This window comes from Cupriavidus sp. PET2-C1, assembly GCF_054515855.1.
Window position 1 is genome coordinate 3,272,670 of the sequence record NZ_CM137259.1, and the last position, 23,215, is coordinate 3,295,884.

Annotated in this window: 20 protein-coding genes; 4 read left to right on the forward strand and 16 right to left on the reverse strand. The window is 57.4% G+C overall.

The features are described from left to right. The first annotated feature begins 26 nt into the window (after positions 1–26). From ACX12D_RS14750 to ACX12D_RS14760, 3 genes are read left to right on the forward strand one after another with little or no spacing between them, the layout of a single operon-like run. Positions 27–1,145, forward strand: coding sequence for a glycosyltransferase (locus ACX12D_RS14750; RefSeq protein ID WP_459371683.1), 1,119 nt, complete (start codon positions 27–29; stop codon positions 1,143–1,145). Continuing rightward, positions 1,145–2,404, forward strand: a complete 1,260-nt coding sequence (locus tag ACX12D_RS14755) for a lipopolysaccharide biosynthesis protein (protein WP_459371684.1) — start codon at positions 1,145–1,147, stop codon at positions 2,402–2,404. Before ACX12D_RS14750 ends, ACX12D_RS14755 begins: the two co-directional genes overlap by 1 nt. 47 nt (positions 2,405–2,451) lie before the next feature. Beyond that, complete coding sequence (locus ACX12D_RS14760) at positions 2,452–3,480, forward strand: glycosyltransferase family 4 protein (protein WP_459374027.1); 1,029 nt, start codon at positions 2,452–2,454, stop codon at positions 3,478–3,480. Positions 3,481–3,692: 212 nt separating this feature from the next. Here the strand turns inward: ACX12D_RS14760 and ACX12D_RS14765 are convergent, their stop codons facing one another. The 16 genes from ACX12D_RS14765 to rfbB form a co-directional block, all read right to left on the reverse strand. After that, positions 3,693–4,892, reverse strand: a complete 1,200-nt coding sequence (locus ACX12D_RS14765) for a hypothetical protein (RefSeq protein ID WP_459371685.1) — start codon at positions 4,890–4,892, stop codon at positions 3,693–3,695. Between the two features lie 45 nt (positions 4,893–4,937). Beyond that, on the reverse strand, positions 4,938–6,893 hold the full coding sequence (locus ACX12D_RS14770; RefSeq protein ID WP_459371686.1) for a polysaccharide biosynthesis protein: 1,956 nt from the start codon (positions 6,891–6,893) through the stop codon (positions 4,938–4,940). After that, a complete protein-coding gene (locus tag ACX12D_RS14775) occupies positions 6,884–8,059 on the reverse strand; it encodes a DegT/DnrJ/EryC1/StrS family aminotransferase (protein ID WP_459371687.1) in 1,176 nt (391 codons plus the stop codon). Before ACX12D_RS14775 ends, ACX12D_RS14770 begins: the two co-directional genes overlap by 10 nt. 46 nt (positions 8,060–8,105) lie before the next feature. Beyond that, a complete protein-coding gene (locus ACX12D_RS14780) occupies positions 8,106–8,732 on the reverse strand; it encodes an acetyltransferase (RefSeq protein WP_459371688.1) in 627 nt (208 codons plus the stop codon). Then, positions 8,729–9,322, reverse strand: coding sequence for a sugar transferase (locus ACX12D_RS14785; protein ID WP_459371689.1), 594 nt, complete (start codon positions 9,320–9,322; stop codon positions 8,729–8,731). The genes ACX12D_RS14780 and ACX12D_RS14785 overlap by 4 nt, the downstream gene beginning before the upstream one ends. Beyond that, entirely contained in the window at positions 9,319–10,437 is a 1,119-nt protein-coding gene (locus ACX12D_RS14790; RefSeq protein WP_459371690.1) for a glycosyltransferase family 4 protein, read from the reverse strand. The genes ACX12D_RS14785 and ACX12D_RS14790 overlap by 4 nt, the downstream gene beginning before the upstream one ends. Then, entirely contained in the window at positions 10,434–12,419 is a 1,986-nt protein-coding gene (asnB, locus tag ACX12D_RS14795; RefSeq protein WP_459371691.1) for an asparagine synthase (glutamine-hydrolyzing), read from the reverse strand. The genes ACX12D_RS14790 and asnB overlap by 4 nt, the downstream gene beginning before the upstream one ends. A gap of 2 nt (positions 12,420–12,421) precedes the next feature. Further along, a complete protein-coding gene (locus ACX12D_RS14800) occupies positions 12,422–13,495 on the reverse strand; it encodes a glycosyltransferase family 4 protein (protein WP_459371692.1) in 1,074 nt (357 codons plus the stop codon). Further along, positions 13,495–14,673: an O-antigen polymerase gene (locus ACX12D_RS14805; RefSeq protein ID WP_459371693.1), complete on the reverse strand. Its 1,179-nt coding sequence runs from the start codon at positions 14,671–14,673 to the stop codon at positions 13,495–13,497. The genes ACX12D_RS14800 and ACX12D_RS14805 overlap by 1 nt, the downstream gene beginning before the upstream one ends. Next, the gene (locus ACX12D_RS14810) at positions 14,670–15,941 is read right to left on the reverse strand and encodes a flippase (protein WP_459371694.1); all 1,272 of its coding nucleotides are present in this window, start codon (positions 15,939–15,941) and stop codon (positions 14,670–14,672) included. Before ACX12D_RS14810 ends, ACX12D_RS14805 begins: the two co-directional genes overlap by 4 nt. Positions 15,942–16,137: 196 nt before the next feature. Further along, the gene (locus ACX12D_RS14815; protein WP_459371695.1) at positions 16,138–17,268 is read right to left on the reverse strand and encodes an NAD-dependent epimerase/dehydratase family protein; all 1,131 of its coding nucleotides are present in this window, start codon (positions 17,266–17,268) and stop codon (positions 16,138–16,140) included. A 19-nt stretch (positions 17,269–17,287) separates the two neighbouring features. Continuing rightward, positions 17,288–18,565: a Vi polysaccharide biosynthesis UDP-N-acetylglucosamine C-6 dehydrogenase TviB gene (gene tviB, locus ACX12D_RS14820; RefSeq protein ID WP_459371697.1), complete on the reverse strand. Its 1,278-nt coding sequence runs from the start codon at positions 18,563–18,565 to the stop codon at positions 17,288–17,290. Positions 18,566–18,652: 87 nt separating this feature from the next. Next, the gene (gene rfbC, locus ACX12D_RS14825; protein ID WP_459371698.1) at positions 18,653–19,207 is read right to left on the reverse strand and encodes a dTDP-4-dehydrorhamnose 3,5-epimerase; all 555 of its coding nucleotides are present in this window, start codon (positions 19,205–19,207) and stop codon (positions 18,653–18,655) included. Beyond that, positions 19,204–20,082 (reverse strand): glucose-1-phosphate thymidylyltransferase RfbA, encoded by an 879-nt coding sequence (gene rfbA / locus ACX12D_RS14830; RefSeq protein WP_459371699.1) that lies wholly within the window; start codon positions 20,080–20,082, stop codon positions 19,204–19,206. Before rfbA ends, rfbC begins: the two co-directional genes overlap by 4 nt. A gap of 10 nt (positions 20,083–20,092) precedes the next feature. Further along, complete coding sequence (gene rfbD, locus ACX12D_RS14835) at positions 20,093–21,010, reverse strand: dTDP-4-dehydrorhamnose reductase (RefSeq protein ID WP_459371700.1); 918 nt, start codon at positions 21,008–21,010, stop codon at positions 20,093–20,095. Further along, complete coding sequence (gene rfbB, locus ACX12D_RS14840; protein ID WP_459374028.1) at positions 21,000–22,064, reverse strand: dTDP-glucose 4,6-dehydratase; 1,065 nt, start codon at positions 22,062–22,064, stop codon at positions 21,000–21,002. Before rfbB ends, rfbD begins: the two co-directional genes overlap by 11 nt. Before the next feature lie 252 nt (positions 22,065–22,316). Between rfbB and ACX12D_RS14845 the strand changes: the two genes are divergently transcribed. Continuing rightward, a complete protein-coding gene (locus tag ACX12D_RS14845; RefSeq protein ID WP_459371701.1) occupies positions 22,317–23,153 on the forward strand; it encodes a symmetrical bis(5'-nucleosyl)-tetraphosphatase in 837 nt (278 codons plus the stop codon). Positions 23,154–23,215 lie beyond the last annotated feature (62 nt).

Here is a 23,215-nt window from a genome sequence, read left to right on the forward strand (position 1 = left end):
ATCCCCCTCTCTCCACCAACAAGCCCATGCGCATTCTGCTACTCACTACTGGCCTTAAGCTCGGTGGCGCCGAACAACAGGTGGCAGCGCTGGCGCGCCAGTTCATCGCACTTGGCCATTCGGTTGCGATAGTTAGCTTGACTCGAGGCTGCGAAGTTATTCTGCCCGACGCGGCGACCATACTGGAACTCAACATGCACAAGACGCCCACTTCAATGGCGCGTGCACTTTGGCGCTTGCGTGCATTTGTGCGCGACTGGCGCCCGGATATCATCCACGCACACATGGTTCATGCCAACCTGTTTGCACGTGCCCTTTCCGCCATCACCGCCGCACCGCCCGTTATCTGCACCGCCCACAGCGTGCGGGAGGGCGGCAGGCTGCTCATGCTCGCCTACCGGCTCACCGACCGCTGGGGTAGTCTTATCACGCATGTGAGTCCACAAGGGCGTCAGGCAATGATTGAGGCAAGAGCAGCACCAGGTGAGCATTTCGCAGTGATGCCCAACGGCATAGACACCACGCAGTTCAGCCCTGACCCCGCGGCCAGGCAAACCGGCAGGACAGTGCTGGGACTTTCGTCCGACACCCGATTGATTCTTAACGTCGGTCGCTTAGTGCCGCAGAAGTCCCAACTCCTGCTGATCGAAGCTTTCGCGCTACTCGATCCTAACAGCGATACGCGCCTGATGATCGTTGGTGACGGACCGGAGCGTTACGCCCTCGGGCAGGCCATCCGAAAGCACAATCTGGAGTCGCGTGTCACCCTGGCGGGAACTCGCCGCGATATCACAACGTTACTCAACGCGGCCGACCTCTTTGTGCTTTCCTCCAGCATCGAAGGCATGCCGCTGGCAGTAGGCGAGGCCTTGGCTTGTGGGTGCCCGGTGGTTGCCACAGACGCAGCCGGCGTGGTGGAATTGCTTGGCGACTGTGGAGACATCGTACCAAGAGGCAACGCTTCGGCATTGGCTGACGCTATACGCAAGGCCTTGGCCGCAGGTATTGGCTCTGCGGCCGATCAAGAGGCACGCCGGCAACGCATCGCGTCGCGATTCGGGCTGGAAGCCGTCGCCCGGCAGTGGCTGATTTGCTATGCGAAGTTGCGATCTGCCGCCCCCGCAACCTGCGCTGGATCCGCGTAATGCAGCGCAGGGTTGCCAGTAACCTGATCTGGATGCTCGTGGAGCGAGGCCTCCAGGTCGTCGCGGGTATCGGCATCGTCGCGATGCTGGCGCGCGGGCTCGGACCGGATGGCTTTGCACATTTTCAGTATGCGCAAGCACTAGTCTATATTGCATCCTCCATTGCCCTGATTTGCGGGAGCGAGGTTGTAGTCCCACGCCTGGTTGCAGATACGAACCCGCTGGCCCAACACCGCTTGATCAGCCACGCTTTTAGGCTTCGGCTGGCGGCTGGGGCGACAGGGTACCTGCTGATGTGCGCCTTCCTCTTCATCACCGTTCAATCTATTGAATTCTGGCTACCATCGCTAATCCTCGGCGTGGCCGTGATGTTGCGCGAACCTTTCGGCATCGTGACTGCGTGGATGCAGGCACATACGCAGACCAGGCCCAATACGCTGTTCAATTTGGCATCCTTATCGGTAAAGGCGGCCTGTGTTGCCCTGCTCTTCATGCTCGGCACTCGCAATGTACCAACCTACGCGTTGGCTTTCGCGCTTGAATCCGTGGTAATGGCTGGGCTGCTAACAACCTTCTACCTGAGCCGTGCTCAGCACCCCCCCACCTCCCATGACCCTGCGCTGACCCGGGAATTGTTCGGCAACGGGCTTTTTTTCTGGGCCAGTTTCATGCTGATGATGGCATCACGCAGAATTGACCAGTTACTCCTGAAGCCGCAGGTATCGCTTGGCGACCTCGGTGCTTATGCAGCATCAATGCAAATCCTCGACAACTTTGTGGTACTCGCCACGATCCTGGCCGCAGGGGTTGCACCGATCTACGTTTATGCGCAGCCTACCCTGGCCCAGGCCCGCCGCAACATCCTGAAGATCACCGTCGCCATGACAGTCGTGGGCATGACTGGCGGTATTCTGATAGCGCTGAGCGCCCACTGGATAGTCCACCTTCTCTATGGCGCGGCGTTCGCCAGAGCGGCCAACCTTTTGCAATTCACGGCACTGGCTTCAGCCCTTGTCTTCGCCGATGTCGGCCTGACCTTGCTGCCGATCTATTTGCGCCGGCCGCGTCTGGTGGCGATAAAGTGGGGGTTAGTGTTCGGCGTCACCATTGCTATCGACCTCATCGCCATCCCACGTATTGGGGCCTATGGCGCCATCCTCGGCTATGCCACCGCCAACCTGCTTTCAGTATTGTTTGGCCTTGCACTTTGGATACATAGTGCACACACCACGCTGGTAGCTCAGGAGGCCCGCGCGTGAAACAAAAGCTCCCGAACGTGTGCTTCCTGACGGGAACGCTAAACGTCATGGCGGGCGCTGAGCGGATGACGGCCACAATTGCAAATGCACTGGCCGAACAAGGCTACGCAGTAAGCGTCCTGAGCCTGTGGGATCCCGCGAGTTGCTTCCCGCTACACCCAGCTGTCAAGCACAGCGCGCTTTTCCAGCAGCGTCCGTCTTTCAAGCGTGCCTATGCGGCAACGGTGGCGGGCATCCGACGCCATGTCAAGCAATGCAAGATTGACGTACTGGTGCAGGTCGACACAATGCTGGCGCTGTTCGTACTGCCTGCAACGCTGGGCCTCTGTCTACGGCATATCGCATGGGAGCATTGTCACTTCGATGAAGACCTTGGCAGGCCGGCTCGCAAGCTGGCCCGCCGGCTGGCCGCACGCTTCGGTGACCATATCGTGGTACTCACCGAGCGGGACCGACGACGATGGATCGAGGTATTGAATCCGCGCTGTCCCGTCGTTTGCATTCCCAATCCCCTTCCCTTTCCGATGCCCGCGCACCCCGCTCCGAGAACGGGCACGTCCGTCATCGCCGTGGGACGACTGGTACCGGCAAAGGGATTCGATACGCTTCTGCGCGCTTGGTCGCAAGTCGTCGCCCAGGCACCGGATTGGAGGCTCGTCATCGTGGGAGATGGCGAGGAGCGCCCCGCTTTGGAACGCTGGCGCTCGCAACTTGGCCTGAACAGCATTGTCACGCTTCCCGGTGTTTTCCCGGATATTACGAACGCGTATAAGCAAGCCTCGATATTTTGTCTTAGCTCCCGCTACGAGGGCTTCGGGCTGGTGTTGATCGAGGCGATGGCCTTCGGCTTGCCGATCGTGTCCACAGACTGCGAGACGGGTCCTCGCGAGTTACTCGAATCCGGGCAGGATGCCCTGATCGTACCTGTCGATGACAGCGATGCAATGGCACAAGCGTTGCTGCACATCATCCATCATAAAGACGACGCCAGGCGGCTTGGAGAAGCCGCGCGACAGAAGGCGCGTCGCTTTTCAATGGAGCGGATCGTAGCGCAGTGGCAGGCGTTGCTGGCCTAATACGGGGATGGCAGGTAATCCGGGCCTGCCGCCGGAATGCTGATCGAACTCGACGGCTTGGTAGAAACGTAAGCCAACGCTCCCGCCACCGCCGACAGCCCCCTGCGGCTAACCACTCCAGTGAGCACCGTGATCGAGAGTTTCACGTCCCGCCATCCGGTTGGATGGATCCTCTAACTGGATGGCCAGCGTACAGTCCGAAACGATAGCGCCTAATCTATCTTCGCGCCTGCCGGGCGCAAGGCATTCATCAGAACTTCGCGCCAGAGGAAAACCGCGCTCAGCAGCGCAGCAAGCAGCGCAGCAAGCGCCATCACCATCAAGGGACGCGGGCGTTCAGGCAGACTGGGCACAGACGGCTCCGCGATAAAGCGCGGTTGCGACTGGAACCGAACCGTCGTCGCCGATATATCGGCTGCTAGCGACGATAACTTCTCCTTCTGGGCGTCAGTCGTGGCCTTCTTGCCGAAGTCAGCGATCACGGCGGACACCTTGATCACGCTATCACTGCCTCTGTGCGCTTGTGCCACAGCGGTTTCCGCCTGATCGGCCAGATCCTTCATCAAGGTTTGTTGGTCAGCTTCGCGATCGAGCCTCTGGATCTTCTCGCGGAGTCCGATGATCTCGGACTCGGCCCCGACAAGCTGCGCCATCGGAGACATGAATTTCTCATTGTCTTTACGTACATCGACCACTTGCGAGGCCTCGCGTCGGGCGGCGTCCGGATAGTCAGTCAGGATTTTCTTCAGCGCCGTTGCCTTGATTTGTGCCTGCTCGATATCAAACTGATACTTGCGTCTGCGCTCAGCAGCGCGATCGGAAAACTGCCTGCTATCTGACGTCCAAACTGAAACGAGCTGACGCACAGCCTCCAGCGTTGCCATATCCTTGAAATATGCACCAAACCACGTGGCTACCTTGGCTGCGTCATTGGGATCCGAAGTCGTGGCAGTGAAGCGTACTCCCAGGTACACGATCGGAACCAGCGCAGTATCGCGGCTTTCCTCTGCAGCCCTCTCACGCCCTGCAGGCCGATCGCGCTCGCGCTCGCGCTCCTTCCCCTTCTCGCGCTCCTGCTCCAACTGGAGGATGAGATCAGGCAGTTCCTTGGCGTCGCCTCTGCTTACCCGCGGCACCGGCTTCTGCCATTCACCTTTCACCACGTCCTTGATCAAGTGGTTGACATCATAGCTATCCAGGCCCGCGGGCGGCGACACCGCCACGAACTGGCGCACAGTCCGGGCATCATTAGCCAACTCGGAAATCCGCTTGTACTCCGACGTACTCATTTCCACTTTAAGGACACCCTCGGATCTATAGCGCAGCAGCGGCCCATAGCCCAAACCTGCGCCCACAGCTGCGCCAGTCAAAGCAGTCGCCAAAACTATCAATACCTTCTTTCGCATATTCATTCCAAACTTCTGTAGGGCAATTTTTTTATATTTGACGAATCACATTCAGGCGGCGATCACACAACTCTCGGTGCCTGCCGATTGCGGGTTATACCCGTGCACCAGTTGCTTCAGGATGCGCTTGATCGTCATCTCATCATTGTGCCCTGCAGCCTGTCGCATCTCACCTAACACCAGCGCCAATTGCCGCCATGCCACGAAATCTTCGCGCGCTTTCATGATTCGCTCGTGCGCGGTGGACTCCGGATTGTCACCGATCAACAACTCTTCGTAGAGTTTCTCTCCTGGCCGCAGGCCGGTAACCTTGATTTCGATGTCACCGTTGGGATTATCATCGTCACGCACCGTCAGCCCGGACAGCTTGACCATCCGCCGGGCCAGATCCATGATTTTCACCGGAGATCCCATATCCAGGACGAACACATCGCCACCATGGGCCATGGCGCCGGCCTGTAATACCAACTGTGCGGCCTCGGGAATGGTCATGAAGTAGCGGGTCACGTCCTCATGGGTCACTGTCACGGGGCCGCCTTCACGCAGTTGCTTGCGAAACAGCGGCACCACGCTACCACTGCTGCCCAGGACATTGCCGAATCGCACCATGGAAAATATGGTGTCGTTCCGCACTTCCTGACTTTGCGTGCCGTCCTGCAAGTAAAAATCCACGGTTTCGCTGGCTGCCAGCGCTTGCAGGACAAGCTCGGCCATGCGCTTTGTGGCTCCCATGACATTGGTGGGCCGCACCGCCTTATCCGTAGACACAAGGACAAAATGTGCCACCCCGCTTTCCATGGCGGCCCGTGCCGTGTTGAGGGTTCCGAACACATTATTCAAGACACCCTCTGACGGATTGCATTCCACCAGGGGGACATGCTTATAAGCAGCTGCGTGGTAGACGGTGGCCGGCCGATAAAGCTGGCAGATCTCCCGCATACGGCCAAAATTGCCCACACTCGCCAGCAGGGGAACAACGTCAACAGGCAGTTCATGCTCGGCGCACAAGCTCTCCAGTTCGCGATGGATGGTGTAAAGTCCGAATTCGCTATGTTCTACCAGCACCAGTTGTCGCGGCTCCTCCAATAGTATCTGGCGACACAACTCACTGCCGATACTCCCGCCGGCACCGGTAACCAGCACCACCTTGCCAGCCAGATTGCGTGCCAGCAAAGCTGGGTCTGGGGGTACGGCCGCGCGCCCCAGCAGATCTTCAACATCCAACTCCTGGAAGTCATGCACCGTTACCCGCCCAGACGCGAGGTCCACCATACCTGGTAGCGTACGAACGTGGACCGGCAATTCCCGCAATTGCGCAATAATCGCGTTGCGGCGCGCACGACCCAGGGATGGGATCGCAAGCAAAATGTCGGTCACGCCCATACGGTCGACTGCGTCGGACACTTCGTCGGGGCTCATAATGTCAACGCCGTTGATGCTGCGGCCGACTTTGGCCCCATCGTCATCGACAAAGCCCAGCAACACAAACTGGTGCGCGACACCCAGGGCGGAAGCTGTCTGCACCCCTGCCTCACCCGCCCCGTAAATCAGTAGCCGACCTTCGGAATAAAGCGCCTTCCCGGACCAGCCGGCCAGCCAGAATCTTGCGAGGGCCCGGCTGGCGCCAACCAGCAACAGGAACAGCATCGGTTGGATCAGTCCTACGCTACGGGGCACCCCCTCCCATTTGACCAGGAGGAGAACGACAAAGAACAGCGCTCCATAGATGCCGACTGCCTTGGCCGTGCTTGCTAATGCGGCCATCCCGGTATATCGGAAGATGGCACGGTAAAGGCCAAAGCGGACAAAGATGGGGAACGCAATCAATGGCGCCAGAAGGTAGACGTACTTTTGCTGCTGTTGCGGGAGTCCCGTCTGGTCAATGCGCAAATAGAATGCAACCCAGACCGAAACCAACGCCAGAACCAAATCCAGTGCAACCACCACCACGCGCTTGGCAGGGCGCGGCAACGCCAGCAATGGGACTGCAAACTTGTTCAACGACATGCCCGCCCCAACACATCGGCCACTACCTCGCGGGTTTTCTGTATCTCCGCTCCAGTAAGCGTAGGATGAACCAGGAACATCAGACTGGTTTCGCCCAGTTCGCGGGCCACTGGCAAGCGTTCTGCCGGGCGCCAGCCGGTATCGTCGAACGCTTTTTCCAGGTACACCTCGGAGCACGAACCCTGATAGCAGGGCACGCCGCCCTCGTTGATAGCCTCTGCGATGCGATCGCGGGTCCAGCCAGGAGCGAGGTGCTCGGCTTGCACATAGACGTAGCACTTGTAGTGCGCGTGTACGCTGCCTTCAGGCACGGACGGAACGCGAGTCACCGGGAAGGGGCGACAGGCCGCCCAGACGGCCTCGGCGTTGGCCGTGCGTTTAGCAGTCCAGTCTGCCATGCGTTGCAACTGAATGCGCCCAATGGCCGCCTGCATTTCCAGCATGCGCCAATTGGTACCAAAGCTCTCGTGCAGCCAGCGGAAGCCAGGCGGGTGCTGACGCTCGTATACCGCCTCGTAGCTCTTGCCGTGGTCCTTGAATGCCCACATGGCGCGCCACAGGGCTTCGTCATTGGTGGTCACCATGCCGCCTTCGCCGCCTGTGGACATGATCTTGTCCTGACAGAAGGACCATGCGCCCACGTGGCCGATGGACCCTACGCTGCGGCCTTTGTAACGAGCGCCGTGCGCCTGGGCGCAGTCCTCGATCACCTTCAACCCATGCTGCTCGGCCAACGCCATGATCGGGTCCATGTCGCATGGCCAGCCGCCAAGGTGAACGCAGAGCACGGCCTTGGTGCGCGGCGTAAGCACGCGCGCAATAGTGGCAGCGGAGAGATTCCCGCTATCTGCCTCCACATCTGCAAATACTGGCGTGGCCCCCACGTTGACCACGCTGGAGACGCTGGCAATAAAGGTTCGCGGCGTCACCACCACTTCATCGCCTGGGCCGATCTTCAGCGCGCTAAGCGCTACATCCAACGCCAGCGTGCCATTGCCGAGCGCTACAGCGTGGGATGTCTGGCACCAGGCCGCAAACTCTTTTTCAAACTCACGGCATTCAGTGCCCGTCCAGTAATTCACCTTATTGGACAACAGCACCTGCTGCAGGGCGTTGGCCTCTTCTGTAGTGAAGCTAGGCCACGGGGAAAATGAAGTATTCAACATAGGTTGTCAAACCATCAAAAAAGTCAGTTGCGCCAAACTAGACGCCTCATATTCGGACAAGCGGCATTGCGGGGCACCCAGCCACCGTCAAGCCATCCCCTACTGCCTTTACCACTACAGCGCCGGCACCTACCATCGCGCCTGCGCCAATACAAGTTCCCTGGCGCACTGCAGCCCCAATACCCACCCAGCTGCAGCACCCCACGATCACATTACCCGACAGATGCGCGCCCGGGCCGATATGCACACCCTCCGCCAAAACGCAGTCGTGATCCACCGTGGCCCCAGTGTTTATGATGCAGGCCTCCCCTACGGCGGCATCGACAGTCACTACGGCGCCCGCCATGACCACGGTACCTGCGCCCAGGCGAGCGAACGGGCTCACGCAAGCACGCGGATGTACCACCGTGGTCAGCCGCGCGCCCGCTGCGCGCAAGACCTGTTGCTTCTCCCACCGCGCTACGCAGTTGCCAATGGACACAAGCACCCCGTCGAATTCCAGAACACACGTCAACAGTGCCGCCGTATCACCACTCACAGGCCAATGGCCATTGACGGATACTCGCGGCCACGCATCGTCGAAAAACTCCACGCTTTGCCAGCCCGACGCCAGCGCAGCGTCAGCCACTACTTTGCCGTGGCCGCTGGCTCCCAGCAAAGCTAGCCGCTTCATTGCTTGCTACCCGTGAACTTGGACATTGTCGCCTCACCGGCAGCACTGATACCTTCGCGCACCAACACCTTTCGTACTGTTAGCCACAGTATCTTGACATCCAGCCACAGTGACCAGTTATCGACGTACCACACGTCGAGCTTGAACTTGTCCTCCCAACTCAGCGCGTTCCGGCCATTTACCTGCGCCCACCCGGTGACCCCTGGGCGTACCTCGTGACGACGAGCCTGCTCGGTCGAGTACAAAGGCAAGTACTCCATCAGCAGCGGACGCGGGCCAACCAGGCTCATGTCGCCCTTGAGGACGTTCCACAGCTCGGGCAGTTCGTCCAGGCTGGTACCACGCAGAAAGCGTCCAAAGGCGGTAAGCCGGTCAGCGTCTGGCAGCAACTGGCCATCCGGCCCACGCGAGTCCGTCATCGTGCGGAATTTGATCATCTCGAATGGGCGACCGCGCAAACCTGGCCGTACCTGTCGAAAAAACACGGGACTGCCAAGCCTCCTGCGCACCAACAGGATCAGGATCAGAAGCGGTAGGCACAGAAGCAACAGTGCCGCCGCGGCCAAGAGAAGGTCAAAAACACGTTTCATGCGATGCCCATTTCACGCAACATCACGGCGTTAACCTTATGCACGTCGTACTTATCTTCCGCGATCTGGCGCGAGCGTTGACCCATGCGTGAGACTTTCTCCCCATCTTCAATGAAGTTCAGCATAGCTTGCTCCAAACCGTCCACGGACTTGACGGGCACCAGGAAGCCGTTATCTCCGTTCATGACCGTCTCGCGGCAGCCCGGCGCATCGGTCGTAATGATCGGCCGCCCCATCGCCATGGCCTCGAGCACGGAACGCGGCGTACCCTCACGGTATGAGGGCAGCACGTAGACACTGCTATTGGCAATGGCTGGCCGCACGTCCGACAAACGACCAAGGAACTCCAACGTACCATCCTCCACCCAGGCATCCAGTTCATGCTGAGCAATGGCATCAGGATTGGAATCAATCCAGCCAACCAGCGCGCACCGGACATCCGTGTATTTTGTCCGAATGCGACGGGCCGCCTGCGCATATTCACGCACCCCCTTGTCGCCCAATAGCCTCGCGATCATCAGGAAGCGCGGTGATCCGGTCGGCACAGGGGCCACTGCGAAACTGGAGACGTCCACACCCGAACCATTCACCACACATGAAGGCGTGGCACCGCTCAGGATTGACCTCTGACGAAACAGGGCCTCATCATCAGGGTTTTGAAAAAATACACCATGCGCCCGCCCAAGGGCCAAAGCATACAAGCGCTGTACCATTGCCTGCAGCGCGCCGCGCCCGCCCTCGCCCTGGAATGCGTAGCCCAGACCGGTGATCAATGCGAAGCGATGCGGAACACTGGCCAGCCACGCTGCCAGGGTCCCATAAATGACTGGCTTGACGGTGTACCCCATGACCCATTGAGGGCGAATGCGACGCATCACACCGCACAGCGACCACAGCGTGCGCAAATCCGCGAGCGGATTCGTCCCCGTGCGCCGCATGGGGATGTCGTGCACGGTCAGCCCCCGGGCTTCCAACTGCAAACGGGTCGGATGCCCTACGGGCACATCCGGTGCGGCTACGTGCACCTGCAGGCCCTTGGCCTGCAGTGCAGCAATCAAGGGGGCCCTGAAGCCCATGAGCGACTCGGCAAAGCCTGCAATCATCAGGAATTTCACGTGCTTCCTCCCAACGACACCGACTCTTCAGCCAGCCACGCCTGAAACATCAAAATACACCACAGCGGGTGCTGCCAGTTGCGCTGCCCGCTTAGATGCTCAGCCCACTTCTGACGGATGGGCACAGGATTCAGGAACCCTTCGCGCTTGAGGCGAGATTCACTCAGCAGCTCCTCGGCCCAGGGGCGGAGCGGCCCCCGCAACCAAGTGTCAATTGGCACGCCAAATCCCATCTTCGGTCGTTCTATTAGCGCTTGCGGTACGTGCCGATAGAGTACCTGGCGTAGCGCCCACTTCGTGGTGTAGCCATTCTCTTCACGACGCAACTTGCATTCGAGCGGAAGTTGCCATGCGAATTCGACGACGCGATGGTCCAGGAACGGCACGCGCGTTTCCAGACTCACCCCCATGGCCGCGCGGTCTACCTTTGCCAGAATGTCATCGGGGAGGTAGGTCAGCATGTCTAGCGCCATCATGCGCTCCACGTCGGTCAACCGAGCCAGCTCAGGCAACGCCTTGGTTAGCAGTGTGACGGGCTCGCCCCCTCCCAGTACAAGCGAAGCCGGATCCTGCCACTGCGATACCATCCCGCGGTACAAATCCTCGGCGGAACGCGCCGCCATGACCCCCGCGCCTTTGTGGAGCTTGTCGCCCACGTTCGCCCACCGCGAGGCCATAGGCACCAAAGTAGACAATTGATTCAGGCTTTGGGGCGAGAAACGCGTCAGGCCCCATGCGATCGCCGAGCGGACGCTCGATGGAGCAACAGACAGTCTCTTCCACAGACTGGCCGTTAGCTGATACCGGTTGTACCCACAAAAAAGTTCGTCGCCCGCATCGCCCGAGAGCGAAACCGTAACATGCCGCCGTGCCAGCTCACTCACCAGGAAGGTGGGTATTTGCGACGAGTCAGAGAACGGCTCATCGTAGAGCCTGGGCAATTTCGGAATGACTGCCATCGCTTCCTCGGGCGTAACATACAGTTCCGTATGCTCTGTCCCCAAGTGCCTTGCTACCGCCTTGGCATGGTCCGCCTCGTTATACGCGGTCTCGTGAAAGCCGATGGAAAAGGTTTTCACGGGGCGCGAGGATTGCGCTTGCATCAGCGCCACCACAGTTGAGGAGTCCACCCCGCCAGACAAGAAGGCGCCAAGTGGAACATCGGCCATCATCTGCTGGCGTATGGCGTCTTTCAGCAACGCCTCCAAAGCGTCCACGGCATCCGTCGTGCTGCCGGCGAAAGGCTGTGCGGAGCCTTTCGCCGCGACTTCGGCACCAGACCAATAGGCACGTATAGAAGGCTCCCGCGCCTGCAAGGAGACGCTCAGCAATTGTCCCGGTAGCAGTTTGCGAATGCCCTGGTAGATTGAGTACTCGCCGCCCACATTGTTGTGGCGCATATAGAGACACAAAGCATCACGGCTCACCTGCCTCTCAAACGCCGGGTGCGCATGCAACGCCTTCAATTCTGACCCGAAAAGGAAGACGGCGGCACGGCCGCGTCCCTGCCAGCCATAGTACAGCGGCTTTTCTCCAAGACGATCACGCCCCAGTGTGAGCATGCGCTCTTGCCGATCCCACAAGGCAAAGGCAAACATCCCAATGGCACGCCCCACTGTGGCCTCGATACCCCATGCATCAAACCCTGCCAGCAATGTTTCCGTATCGGAATGCCCTCGCCAGTCAGGCGCCACTCCTTCGCTTTGCAGTTCCTCTCGTAAGTCGAGATGGTTATAGATCTCGCCATTGAACGCAATGATGTAGCGACCGCTGCCTGAGGCCATCGGCTGATGCCCCGCCGGCGATAGATCCACGATAGCCAGGCGCCTATGCCCGAAACCGATCTGCGCGTCCGGGTCGCACCACACGCCACCATCGTCCGGGCCACGGTGGCGGATTCGGTTGGCCATGCTCTCTAATAGGACGGCACGATCCGCTGCACTTTGCGAGTCTCCGCCCAGGAACCCTGTAAAACCGCACATGTCTACCGCGCTCCGACTTTCTGCAGCAGTTTCGCCAAGCGCGGCGCCACCTGCTGAACACAATACTCCGCTTCCACACGTCGGCGGCCCTCTCGACCCATGGCAGTGCGCATGGCCAAATCTTCAAGCAACTGGCTCAATCTAGCCACCCAGGCCTGCGCGCCATCGGCCAGGAAACCATTCTCCCCATCGCGGACAATCTGCGTGTTCACGCCTATGGGCGAAGCCACGACGGGCAACCCACACGCCATATATTGAATCAGCTTGTAGCCGCACTTGCCATGCTCCCACGGAGAATCGACCAACGGCATAATGCCAATGTCGCACTGCGCAATGGAGGCGACTTCCGTAGCTTCGGTCCAGGGAACGCACTCCACATCGACGCCAGGCAAATCCACGTCGGCACCGATCACCCGCAACTTGAAAGCAAAACTGCGGGCGAGTTCCTGTAGCGGCGCCTCCAATGTCGACAAATAGCGCGCCGTTGAGGGAGAGCCGATCCATACAATACGAGGCACTTGCCCTTCCTCGTAAGACCGCGCGGTCAGATCGTAGCGCTCCAAGTCCACCACAGTCGGCACAATTTCCACCCATGGCGCACCTGCATCGCGCGCGCGTTGCGCCAAGTACTCGTTACCCGCAACCACGAGGCTTGCTCCGGCCATCAGCCGGTCGATGCGACGACCCAGCATGCATCGCACCAACGATGAGCGATGTAGGTCGTAATTATGGAAAAGCGCATCGTCGTAGTCCAGCACGTAAGGCACTCCGCGCAGCAGAGCACGTTCTAACGAGGCCGGGAACCAGGGCAAGGCTTCCTTTTCAATCCAAAGCAGGTCGAACGACTGGCGGCGTACGAGTTGCTTGATCCTTGCCCAATAGGATTGAATCAAGTGGCTACGTTGATAGCGTCCGCCTCGATATCTTGCCATCAGCGAGTCATCGTCGAGAAATGCTTGCGTGCTGCAGACGACGCCGGCGCTCTCCAGCCTTGACGCAAACTGCATGAAACGCATTCGGGACGATGCGCCCATGCGCCCATAACGAGTCAGGACGAGACCATTAATAGTTTCCATCAACGCGCCTCTACCGGTCGGATCGATCGCAAGAAAGAGAAGGAAATAAAAACAAATGCAAACAGGTAGACGTACGTTGCGTTATATTTCGGCACAAAAAAACTGAACATCGAGACCAGCACCAGATTTGCCCAAAGAAATAATCCTGGCACGGACCTTGACCGAAGCGCAACCAAGGAAACGAGATCAATCGCAAAAATGATCAGTGGCGCACCAACGAAAACAAACAGCAATCCACCGTCGGAAAATAATGGCTCAAGAAAGGTACCGACATTGGTCAGAAACGGCACCTCTCTAAACTCGAGGATCTGCGGAGGAACCCCAGAAATTGCGCCAAACCCCTCCATAATTTTGGCTAACGGATAGAATACCCTGGACAGCCCAAAATCCGGACTCACATCACTGATTAATACGGAGAAATATCCAAATCCCCCAAGGATGTAGACAAAGAAATTATTCAGCAACCCTTCCCCAGCATCGTATTTCCCGGTATATAGCGCCTGCGCGAAAAAAATCACCAGCGGCCCCAAAAATACAGCAAGGTAAAATCGAAATGGGCTCTTCATAGACCCAAATTTGATTAACCCGAACCCCAGCGCGGAGGCAAGAAACAATATGGTCGGCCGAGTTCTATCTACAAACAACAAATTCAAAAAGAAACCAATCAAACCGATCAAGCTGAATAAAAATTTATCAACCAGGGTCGAAGCCTTCCCCGCAAATATCGCAAACAGGCAGTAAAAAATTGATAACCAGCTAAAATAAGAAATCTGGAAACCAATCGATGAGGAATCCTCTGCCAACGCTCGAATTTCAAGCGGGTCGTTAAAAAAAGCCGTGAAGAATCCACCGATTCCGCCAAAACTCGCAGAAAAGTCGTAAATATACAAAAACAAGCCGATAAAGCCAAACAAAGTACTCAGAGCAAGGAGGACATGATCCGACTTGTCATAGACAACATTCTCACCCACCTTTCCGATCTCAATACTGTAAAAGTGCCCACGAATCAAGACATTTGACACCAAGAAGCAAACCACTACATAACCAAATATCAGCATCGCATTGACACTGACATCCAACTCAATGACACCGACCCCCAAAAGGGACAACAGGAAGGTCCAGATCAAGAACCCGTAAGTCGAGGGGATCAGGAATAGATTCCAGAATCTTTGCTTCATTTTAGCTTCAAGCAAAAATAAACCAACAATGCCGCATCAACGCTAACCCTAATCACCCATGCATAGGCTGCCCCCACAGCACCGAAATGCAAGATGCAAAAATAGATAAGAGCAAGAAAGAAAGGGAACTCGATGAGATTTATCTTGGCCGTGGTGTCGGTTTTCCCGTCCGCGTGAAGTAAAGATATGCACATCGTTCCGATCGTATACGGCACCAACCCAAAACTGAGCACCTCAATGACGCTCCGCGACTCCGGAGAAAGCACTTTCCCGAGCCATAGTGTCAGCACAAAGCCGCCGAGAAAAAAGTAGCAAACAGCTACAAAAAACATCCCTCCCAGCGACACCCCCAACATCTTATAAAATATCTTTTTCGCTCTGACAGAATCATGGACCCTGAGCTGACTCAAGAACGGGAACGCAACCGTGGTGACGGCCCCGACAATAATCAAGCTCTGCGCCGCCATTTCATATGGAATGACATACGCAGTAACAGCGGCCGCAGATACTACCGAAGCAATATAAAATCTATCAGCAGATGCGACAATAGGATTCAGCACACTGCTTAACGTAAACCACCCACCAAACTTAATCAGCTTCCTAGCAATTTCCGGCGAATAAGACGACGGGTGAGAAACCAACAAATCGCGAATGCAAATTCTGGCAAGGATCCGATAAACCCACAAAGCCAATCCACGGGAAACAACCAGGCTAAGGATAAGCCAATGGATTTTCGTGGTGTAAATCGCAATAAGGAATGGAATCCCAAAATTAGCCGCGCCCAAGAAAATTCTCAGAACGCTAATCCCTTTGAAATTGAGATATGCCTCATTCACACCTCGATAAGCCGCACTAATAGCCTGGAGCGGCAAAGCAATTGCCAAAAAACATATCGAGATCCTAATCTCGACAGGCGGCACCTGATCAGCCTTTACCAACCCTTCCAAACCAAATGGCAGCGCCAGCAATATGACTATCGCCGCCAGCCCACCGGTTACCAAAGTAATGCGAACCGCAGTAGCAAGCACCGCCGGAATCTGCTGTTTCTCGGCTCCAGCCCCGGCCCTCATTTCCGCAATTCGATGAGTCGCCGCTCTTCCGATACCTAAATCAAGAGCCCCAGCATAGCCAATCAAACCCCAAGCCAGAGCCAGAAGCCCAAACCTCTGGTTTCCGAGGGTCGCGACAAGATGCGGCACCGTGACGGCCGCGATCAACAAGGGCAAACCCAACCCAAAAAAGTTCCAGGAGATATGAGATGCTCTCATCGATTAGAGGATATGCACGCAGGGAAAACTCTCCCGACGCTTATTAAAGTGGATATGTGCACAACGCTTCCGATGGATCATCAAATCTCGAACTAACGATTGCCGGTTACTCAGCACCGGCCCACGTTCTTGGAACAACGGTGCTCGATACAAACGGACTCATGGCACTAGGAGCACTCATCAGCACTACGCAAGCCTAAGCTCCGGGCTCAGAAGCTGGATCTATCTTGTGCTCCCTGATATACCAACTCATCGCTTCCCGCAGGCCTTCGCCAATTCGATGGCTGGGCTCATACCCCAACAACTGGCGCGCTTTTCCCACGTCGGCTTGACTATGACGCACATCCCCCGCGCGAAAGTCGCGATAAACCGGTTGTACGTCCGCACTCACACCATCAGACAAAAGATTTTCACGAAGCGAGGCAAATAGGCCATTCAAGGTCGTGCGATCACCAACTGCGACGTTGTAGACCTGGTTTCTGGCGCTAGGATTGTCCACGGTTGCGGCCAGCAAATTCGCCTGAACGGCGTTGGCAACATAGCAGAAGTCGCGACTGGTTTCGCCATCTCCATTGATGTAGACGTTCTCGCCTTTTAGCAGCGACGCCGTCCATTTTGGAATAACGGCGGCATAAGCACCGTTAGGATCCTGCCTAGGCCCAAACACGTTGAAATATCGCAAGCCAACGGTATTGAAACCGTAGCAGCGCGCGAAGACATCCGCATAGAGCTCGTTGACATATTTGGTCACGGCGTATGGACTCAACGGCTTGCCGATGCGATCCTCCACCTTTGGCAATCCCGGATGGTCCCCATACGTGCTACTGCTGGCCGCATAGGTAAAGCTCTTCACTCCGGCATCACGCGCCGCCACCAGCATGTTCAGGAAACCCGTAATGTTGGTCGCGTCAGTGGAAATGGGGTCCGCCAAACTGCGGGGAACGGAACCCAAGGCAGCTTGATGGAGAACGTATTCGACCGCAATGGATTGGCTGGCGGTCGACGCGTCCGTGCCAGGTGATCCAGCCGATTGGCCGAAGGTCATGGCGCGGCGGCAGTCATCCAGATTGCGGATGTCGCCTTCGACCAGCTGAAAGCCAGCCCACTGCCCCGCTGTCACCAGCGTTCGAACTTCATCCAGATTGCGCCGATACCCCGTGGCGAAGTTGTCCAGACCCACAACGCGCTGGTTTAGTCGAAGCAATGTCTCCAGCAAATTGCTACCGATAAAACCTGCAACGCCTGTCACAAGCCAGGTGTGTGATTCGTTGCTCAGACGCTGCTTGAGCTGCTCGAAGGAACTCGTTTGAGGAGAGAGGTCGGTCATATTGTTGCTGTCCTGGCTTTTACAGACGGCCGTCTGCCGCGCCCAGCGGCAGAATGCCCTTGACGTCAAACAGCACGGAGCCGGGCTGACCGAAAGCCTTGATACCCTGCTCGCCCAGAGCAACAAACTGGTGGTGACCCACAGCGAGCACAATGGCCGCATACTGGCCGCGGGCCGGCATTTCAGTCAGGCATTTCAGTCCGTATTCATGCTCGGCATCGGCCACATTGATCCATGGGTCATACACGTCCACGCTCGCGTTGTAGCCGTGGAGGGTACGCACGATGTCGACGACCTTGGTGTTGCGCACATCCGGGCAGTTTTCCTTGAACGTGAGGCCGAGAACCAGCACTTTGCTGCCAAGCACGGGAAGATTCTTGCGCAGCATCAGCTTGATTGTCTCGTCAGCAACATGGCTCGCCATGTTGTCGTTGATACGGCGCCCCGCCAGAATCACTTCCGGGTGGTAACCCACTTCCTGGGCCTTGTGCGTAAGGTAGTAAGGATCGACACCAATACAGTGGCCGCCTACCAGACCAGGGCGGAACGGCAAGAAGTTCCACTTGGTTCCAGCCGCTTGCAGCACTTCCAACGTGTCGATGCCTAGCTTATGGAAAATGAGGCTGAGTTCGTTCATCAGGGCGATGTTGACATCGCGCTGCGTGTTCTCAATGACCTTGGCAGCTTCGGCTACCTTAATGCTGCTGGCTTTGTGGGTGCCAGCGGTAATGATCTGCCCGTAGAGCTGATCGACAGCCTCAGCCACTTGCACGGTGCTGCCGCTGGTCACTTTCCTGATTGTGGGCAGGCGATGTTCCTTATCGCCAGGGTTGATACGCTCCGGGCTATAGCCGCAGTAAAAGTCCACGTTGAACTTCTTGCCGCTAACTCTCTCAAGCACCGGTACGCACATTTCCTCGGTGGCCCCTGGGTATACGGTGGATTCATAGATCACCACGGCGTCTTGCGGCATGACCCCACCAACGGTTTCGCTGGCTTTGATAAGGGGAGTCATGTCGGGACGGTTTGCCTGATCTACTGGAGTAGGTACCGTGACAATGAAGACTTGGCAGGCCCTCAAATCGTCCACATTGCTGCTGAAGCGCAGATTACTTGCGGTCTTCAGTTCTTCCGGACTGACTTCGAGCGTGCCGTCCTGGCCGGATTGCAATTCGGCGATCCGGCCAGGATTGATATCAAAACCCACCACTGCGCGCTGTTTACCAAATTCCACGGCCAGGGGCAGGCCAACGTAACCGAGGCCAATAACGGCGATTTTTGCGTGGTTCAAGTTCATGGGCAGAAAAAAACGTAAAAATTAAGCAGGTTCATCGACGTCCAGCAATAGCCATGGGGATTGCAGGCAGCAACTAACTACGCATCCTCAATCGAACACCTCAGCCTGCGTGAGCCTTTTGCCTTGCTGATCCTTGGCGGACAGCACGGGTGAGCCGCCAAGATCGGGCCACTCGATGGCGATATCCGGATCGTTCCAAGCAATGCAACGCTCGTGCTGCGGGGCGTAGTAGTCAGTGGTCTTGTAGAGGAATTCAGCCGATTCGCTCAGCGCAACAAAGCCGTGCGCGAATCCCGGTGGAATCCAGAATTGCTTGTGGTTGTCCTCCGTCAACTCAACGGCCGCCCAATTTCCAAACGTGGGCGAATGCTTGCGGATATCCACCGCCACGTCAAACACAGCCCCTCGCACCACGCGCACTAGCTTTCCTTGCGGCTGCTGAACTTGGTAATGCAAGCCACGAAGCACGCATTTGCTGCTCCTGCTGTGGTTGTCCTGCACAAAATTCAGGTTAAGCCCAGTCGCGTCGAAAAAGGCCTTCTGGTTAAAACTCTCGAAGAAGAAGCCGCGCGCATCCCCGAACACTTTGGGTTCGATGATCAGCACCTCGGGGAGGTTTGTACGAGTGACGTTCAAGCTCATTTGATCGCTTTCAGAATGATCTGCTGCAGGTACTGGCCATACCCGTTCTTGGAAAGCGGCGCAGCCAATTGCGCCACTTGATCGGCGCTAATCCACTTGCTGCGATAGGCTATTTCCTCCGGGCACGCCACCATTAGCCCCTGCCGGTTCTGCAGGGTCGCAATGAATGTGGCCGCTTCCAGGAGAGAATCGTGCGTGCCTGTATCCAGCCAGGCGTAGCCCCGCCCCATGATCTCCACGTTCAACTGCGCCATCTCCAGATAGCGCTTGTTGACGTCGGTAATCTCCAACTCCCCACGCGCTGACGGCTTGATGTCTGCTGCGATATCGCATACCTGGTTATCGTAGAAATACAAACCGGTAACTGCGTACTGAGAGCGCGGCTTGACAGGCTTCTCTTCAAGCGACAGCGCTCGGAAGCTATCGTCAAACTCGACCACGCCATAACGCTCGGGATCAAGCACGTGGTAGGCAAACACTGTCGCGCCATTTTGCTGAGTGCCCGCGTGCTCCAGTTGCCTCACCAGATCGTGGCCGTGGAAAATGTTGTCGCCAAGAATTAGTGTGGACGGATCGTTACCAACAAAGTCGCGGCCGATGATGAAGGCCTGCGCCAGGCCGTCTGGCGAGGGCTGCACTGCATATTGCAGATTGATGCCCCATTTGCTGCCGTCACCGAGCATGTCGGCAAAGCGCGGGGTATCCTCCGGCGTGGAGATAATCAAAATGTCACGAATCCCTGCCAACATTAGCGTGGACAACGGATAGTAGATCATCGGCTTGTCGTACACCGGCAGCAGCTGCTTGGACACCGAGCGGGTGATCGGATATAGCCGGGTGCCGGAGCCGCCCGCGAGAATAATGCCTTTGCGCATAGTGTATGAATTAGGGAAGAATCTGATCCAGCAGGTGCTGCATCCCCTGCCACCAATCTGGGAGATGGATGCCGAAGGTTTGACGCAGCTTGCTGGTATCCAGGCGCGAGTTCCCCGGACGCGGCGCCGGCAACGGGTAGGCGGCAGATGGAATCGCTTCGATACGCGTTAGATCCACCTTCAGGTCAACGCCACGTGCCGAGGCATAGCGCAGTACTTCAGTAGCATAGCCGTGCCACGTGGTTTCGCCGGCGGCGGCCAAGTGATACAAACCCGAGGGGAACGCTTCACGCTCGCCGTGCAGCCAGTAACGCGCCACGATCTGTGCGGTGACGTCTGCGACCAGTGCAGCGCTTGTCGGTGCGCCGAACTGATCGGCAATCACGCGTAGGCTATCCCTTTCGCGGCCCAACTTAAGCATAGTTTTAGCGAAGTTGCCGCCATGAACGCCTGCCACCCAACAGGTACGTAGGATGAGTGCCGCGCAGTCGGCGGCGGCAATAGCCTGCTCGCCCGCTAGCTTGCTCTTGCCATAGACGGATTGAGGATTGGCTGTATCCGTCTCCGTGTAAGCGGCGCCCTTGCTACCGTCGAACACATAGTCGGTGGAATAATGCACAAGCAAGCTACCCAGCGCCTTGGCCTCCTCAGCGAGCACTCCTGCTGCAGTGCCGTTGATGGCGTAGGCGGCATCAGCGTCCGTCTCGGCCCTGTCCACTGCTGTATACGCGGCCGAGTTGATAATCACGTCGGGGCGCAGCTCGCGCACGACGCGGCGCAACTCGTCCGGACGCGATAGGTCGCATGCAGCGCGACCCAGTGCCACCACCCGGCCCAGTGGCATCATGCTACGGCGCAACTCGAAACCAATCTGGCCGTTGCTTCCGGTTACAAGAAGGGTGGGAACGGAATACGCCTTATACGTCATATTGCTTGGCAACCCAGTTCCGATACGCACCAGACATCACATTTTGCACCCAAGGCTGGTTTTCCAGATACCACTGGACGGTCTTGCGAAGCCCGCTCTCGAACGATTCGGCGGGCTTCCAGCCGAGTTCGCGCTCAAGCTTACGAGCATCGATGGCATAGCGCTTGTCGTGACCCGGGCGGTCCTTGACAAAGGTGATCTGGTCCCGGTACGACCCCGCAGCTTTGGGGCGCAATTCGTCGAGCAGGTCACATAGCGTGTGCACTACCTCCAGGTTGGTCTTCTCGTTCCAACCACCAACGTTATAGGTTTCGCCCACCTGACCACGTGCAAGTACTTCGCGAATGGCAGCGCAGTGATCACCAACATACAACCAATCACGCACATTCAAGCCGTCGCCATAGATCGGTAGCGCCTTGCCGCCGAGCGCGTTGGCAATGATCAGCGGGATCAGCTTCTCCGGAAAGTGATATGGCCCATAGTTGTTCGAACAGTTTGTCGTCAGAACCGGCAAGCCATAGGTGTGATGATAGGCCCGCACCAGATGATCGGAGGCGGCCTTGGAAGCCGAGTAGGGGCTATTCGGTGCGTAGGCCGTGGTTTCCGAGAACTGCGGGTCGTTCGAGCCAAGGGAGCCGAACACCTCGTCTGTGGAGACATGGAGAAAGCGGAAGCCTGCACGAGCAACACCATCAAGCCCCCCCCAATACGCACGGACTGCTTCAAGCAACGTAAAGGTGCCGACGATATTAGTCTGGATGAACTCAGCTGGACCGTGAATCGATCGATCAACGTGGCTTTCGGCCGCGAAATGAATCACGGCACGTGGCTTGTAAGCCACGAAAAGCTGATCCAGTGCTGCCCGGTCTCCAATATCGGTTTGCGAGAAAACGTGACGGTTGTTGCCCTCCAGCGAGGCCAACGTCGCGAGATTGCCGGCGTAAGTGAGCTTGTCTACATTGACAATGCTGTCCGCCTCCTCCCTGCCTAGCCAGTTCAGGACAAAGTTGGCGCCAATGAACCCCGCGCCGCCCGTAACGAGAATATGAGACAAAACCTTTGCTCCCTGCTTATCGATATGTTCCGAGAACCCGACCAATGCCGAGCGCCCGCCTTGGTCCATTGTGGGGACGGCGGGATCTTAAGTGCCTGCAGAAGTGGCGGTATTCTAGCTGACCGAGGGCGGGGACTACCCTTCACCCCCCATCTTTTTGTAGCCTGATGTAACTCGTTGACAAATTTGTAGGCACAATGGTGTAGTGAAACATCAATTTAGCTGATCTGTCACGCTTAAGAATAGGTATTTGTGCCCACTACGCCTCATTACGCCATCGGCGACCTCCAGGGCTGTGCTGAGTCCCTTGACGATCTCGTTGCCAGGCGGCTACCGCCTTCAAGCCATTTGCGCTTCGTCGGCGACCTCGTCAATCGAGGACCAGACTCTGCCCGCACACTACGCATTGTTCGGAATCTAGGCAGCCGCGCCGAAAGCGTTCTCGGCAACCATGATATTCATTTGCTTGCTGTCGCCGCTGGCGTGCGCAAACAGGGTCGCAACGACACGCTAAACAACATCCTTGAGGCACCAGATTGTGATGAACTGATAACTTGGCTTCGTCACAGGCCACTAGCCCTCTTCGAAGACGGCTTTCTGCTCGTGCATGCGGGAGTCCTGCCACAATGGACCGCAGAACAGACACTCGAACTTGCGCAAGAGGTCGAATGTGAATTGCGCGGCAGCAACTGGAAGACGTTCCTATCTGAAATCTTCGGGAACACGGCGAATCGATGGGATCCGCGCTCGCACGGTATCGAGCGCCATCGCGTCGTGGTCAACGCGCTCACGCGCCTGCGCTTTTGCACCGTGGATGGGGTAATGGATCTCAAGACGAAGGACGGGCTTGGTCATGCATCGGACGGCTTCATACCGTGGTTCGACGTGCCTTATCGACGCACGGAGAACGTGACTGTGGTCTGCGGGCACTGGTCCACCTTGGGCCTGCTGATGCGCCCCAACCTGATGGCATTGGATACGGGCTGTGTCTGGGGAGGTAGGTTGACGGCAGCGAGGCTCGTTCCGGATCCTCTCGCACGTACCATTGTCCAGGTTTCTTGCCCGCAATCTTGCGATCCACTTGCGTAAGCTAGTGAGCATGCAACGACTTTGGGAACGGGGCTGCCCAGCTTCAAGGCTGAGCCACTACG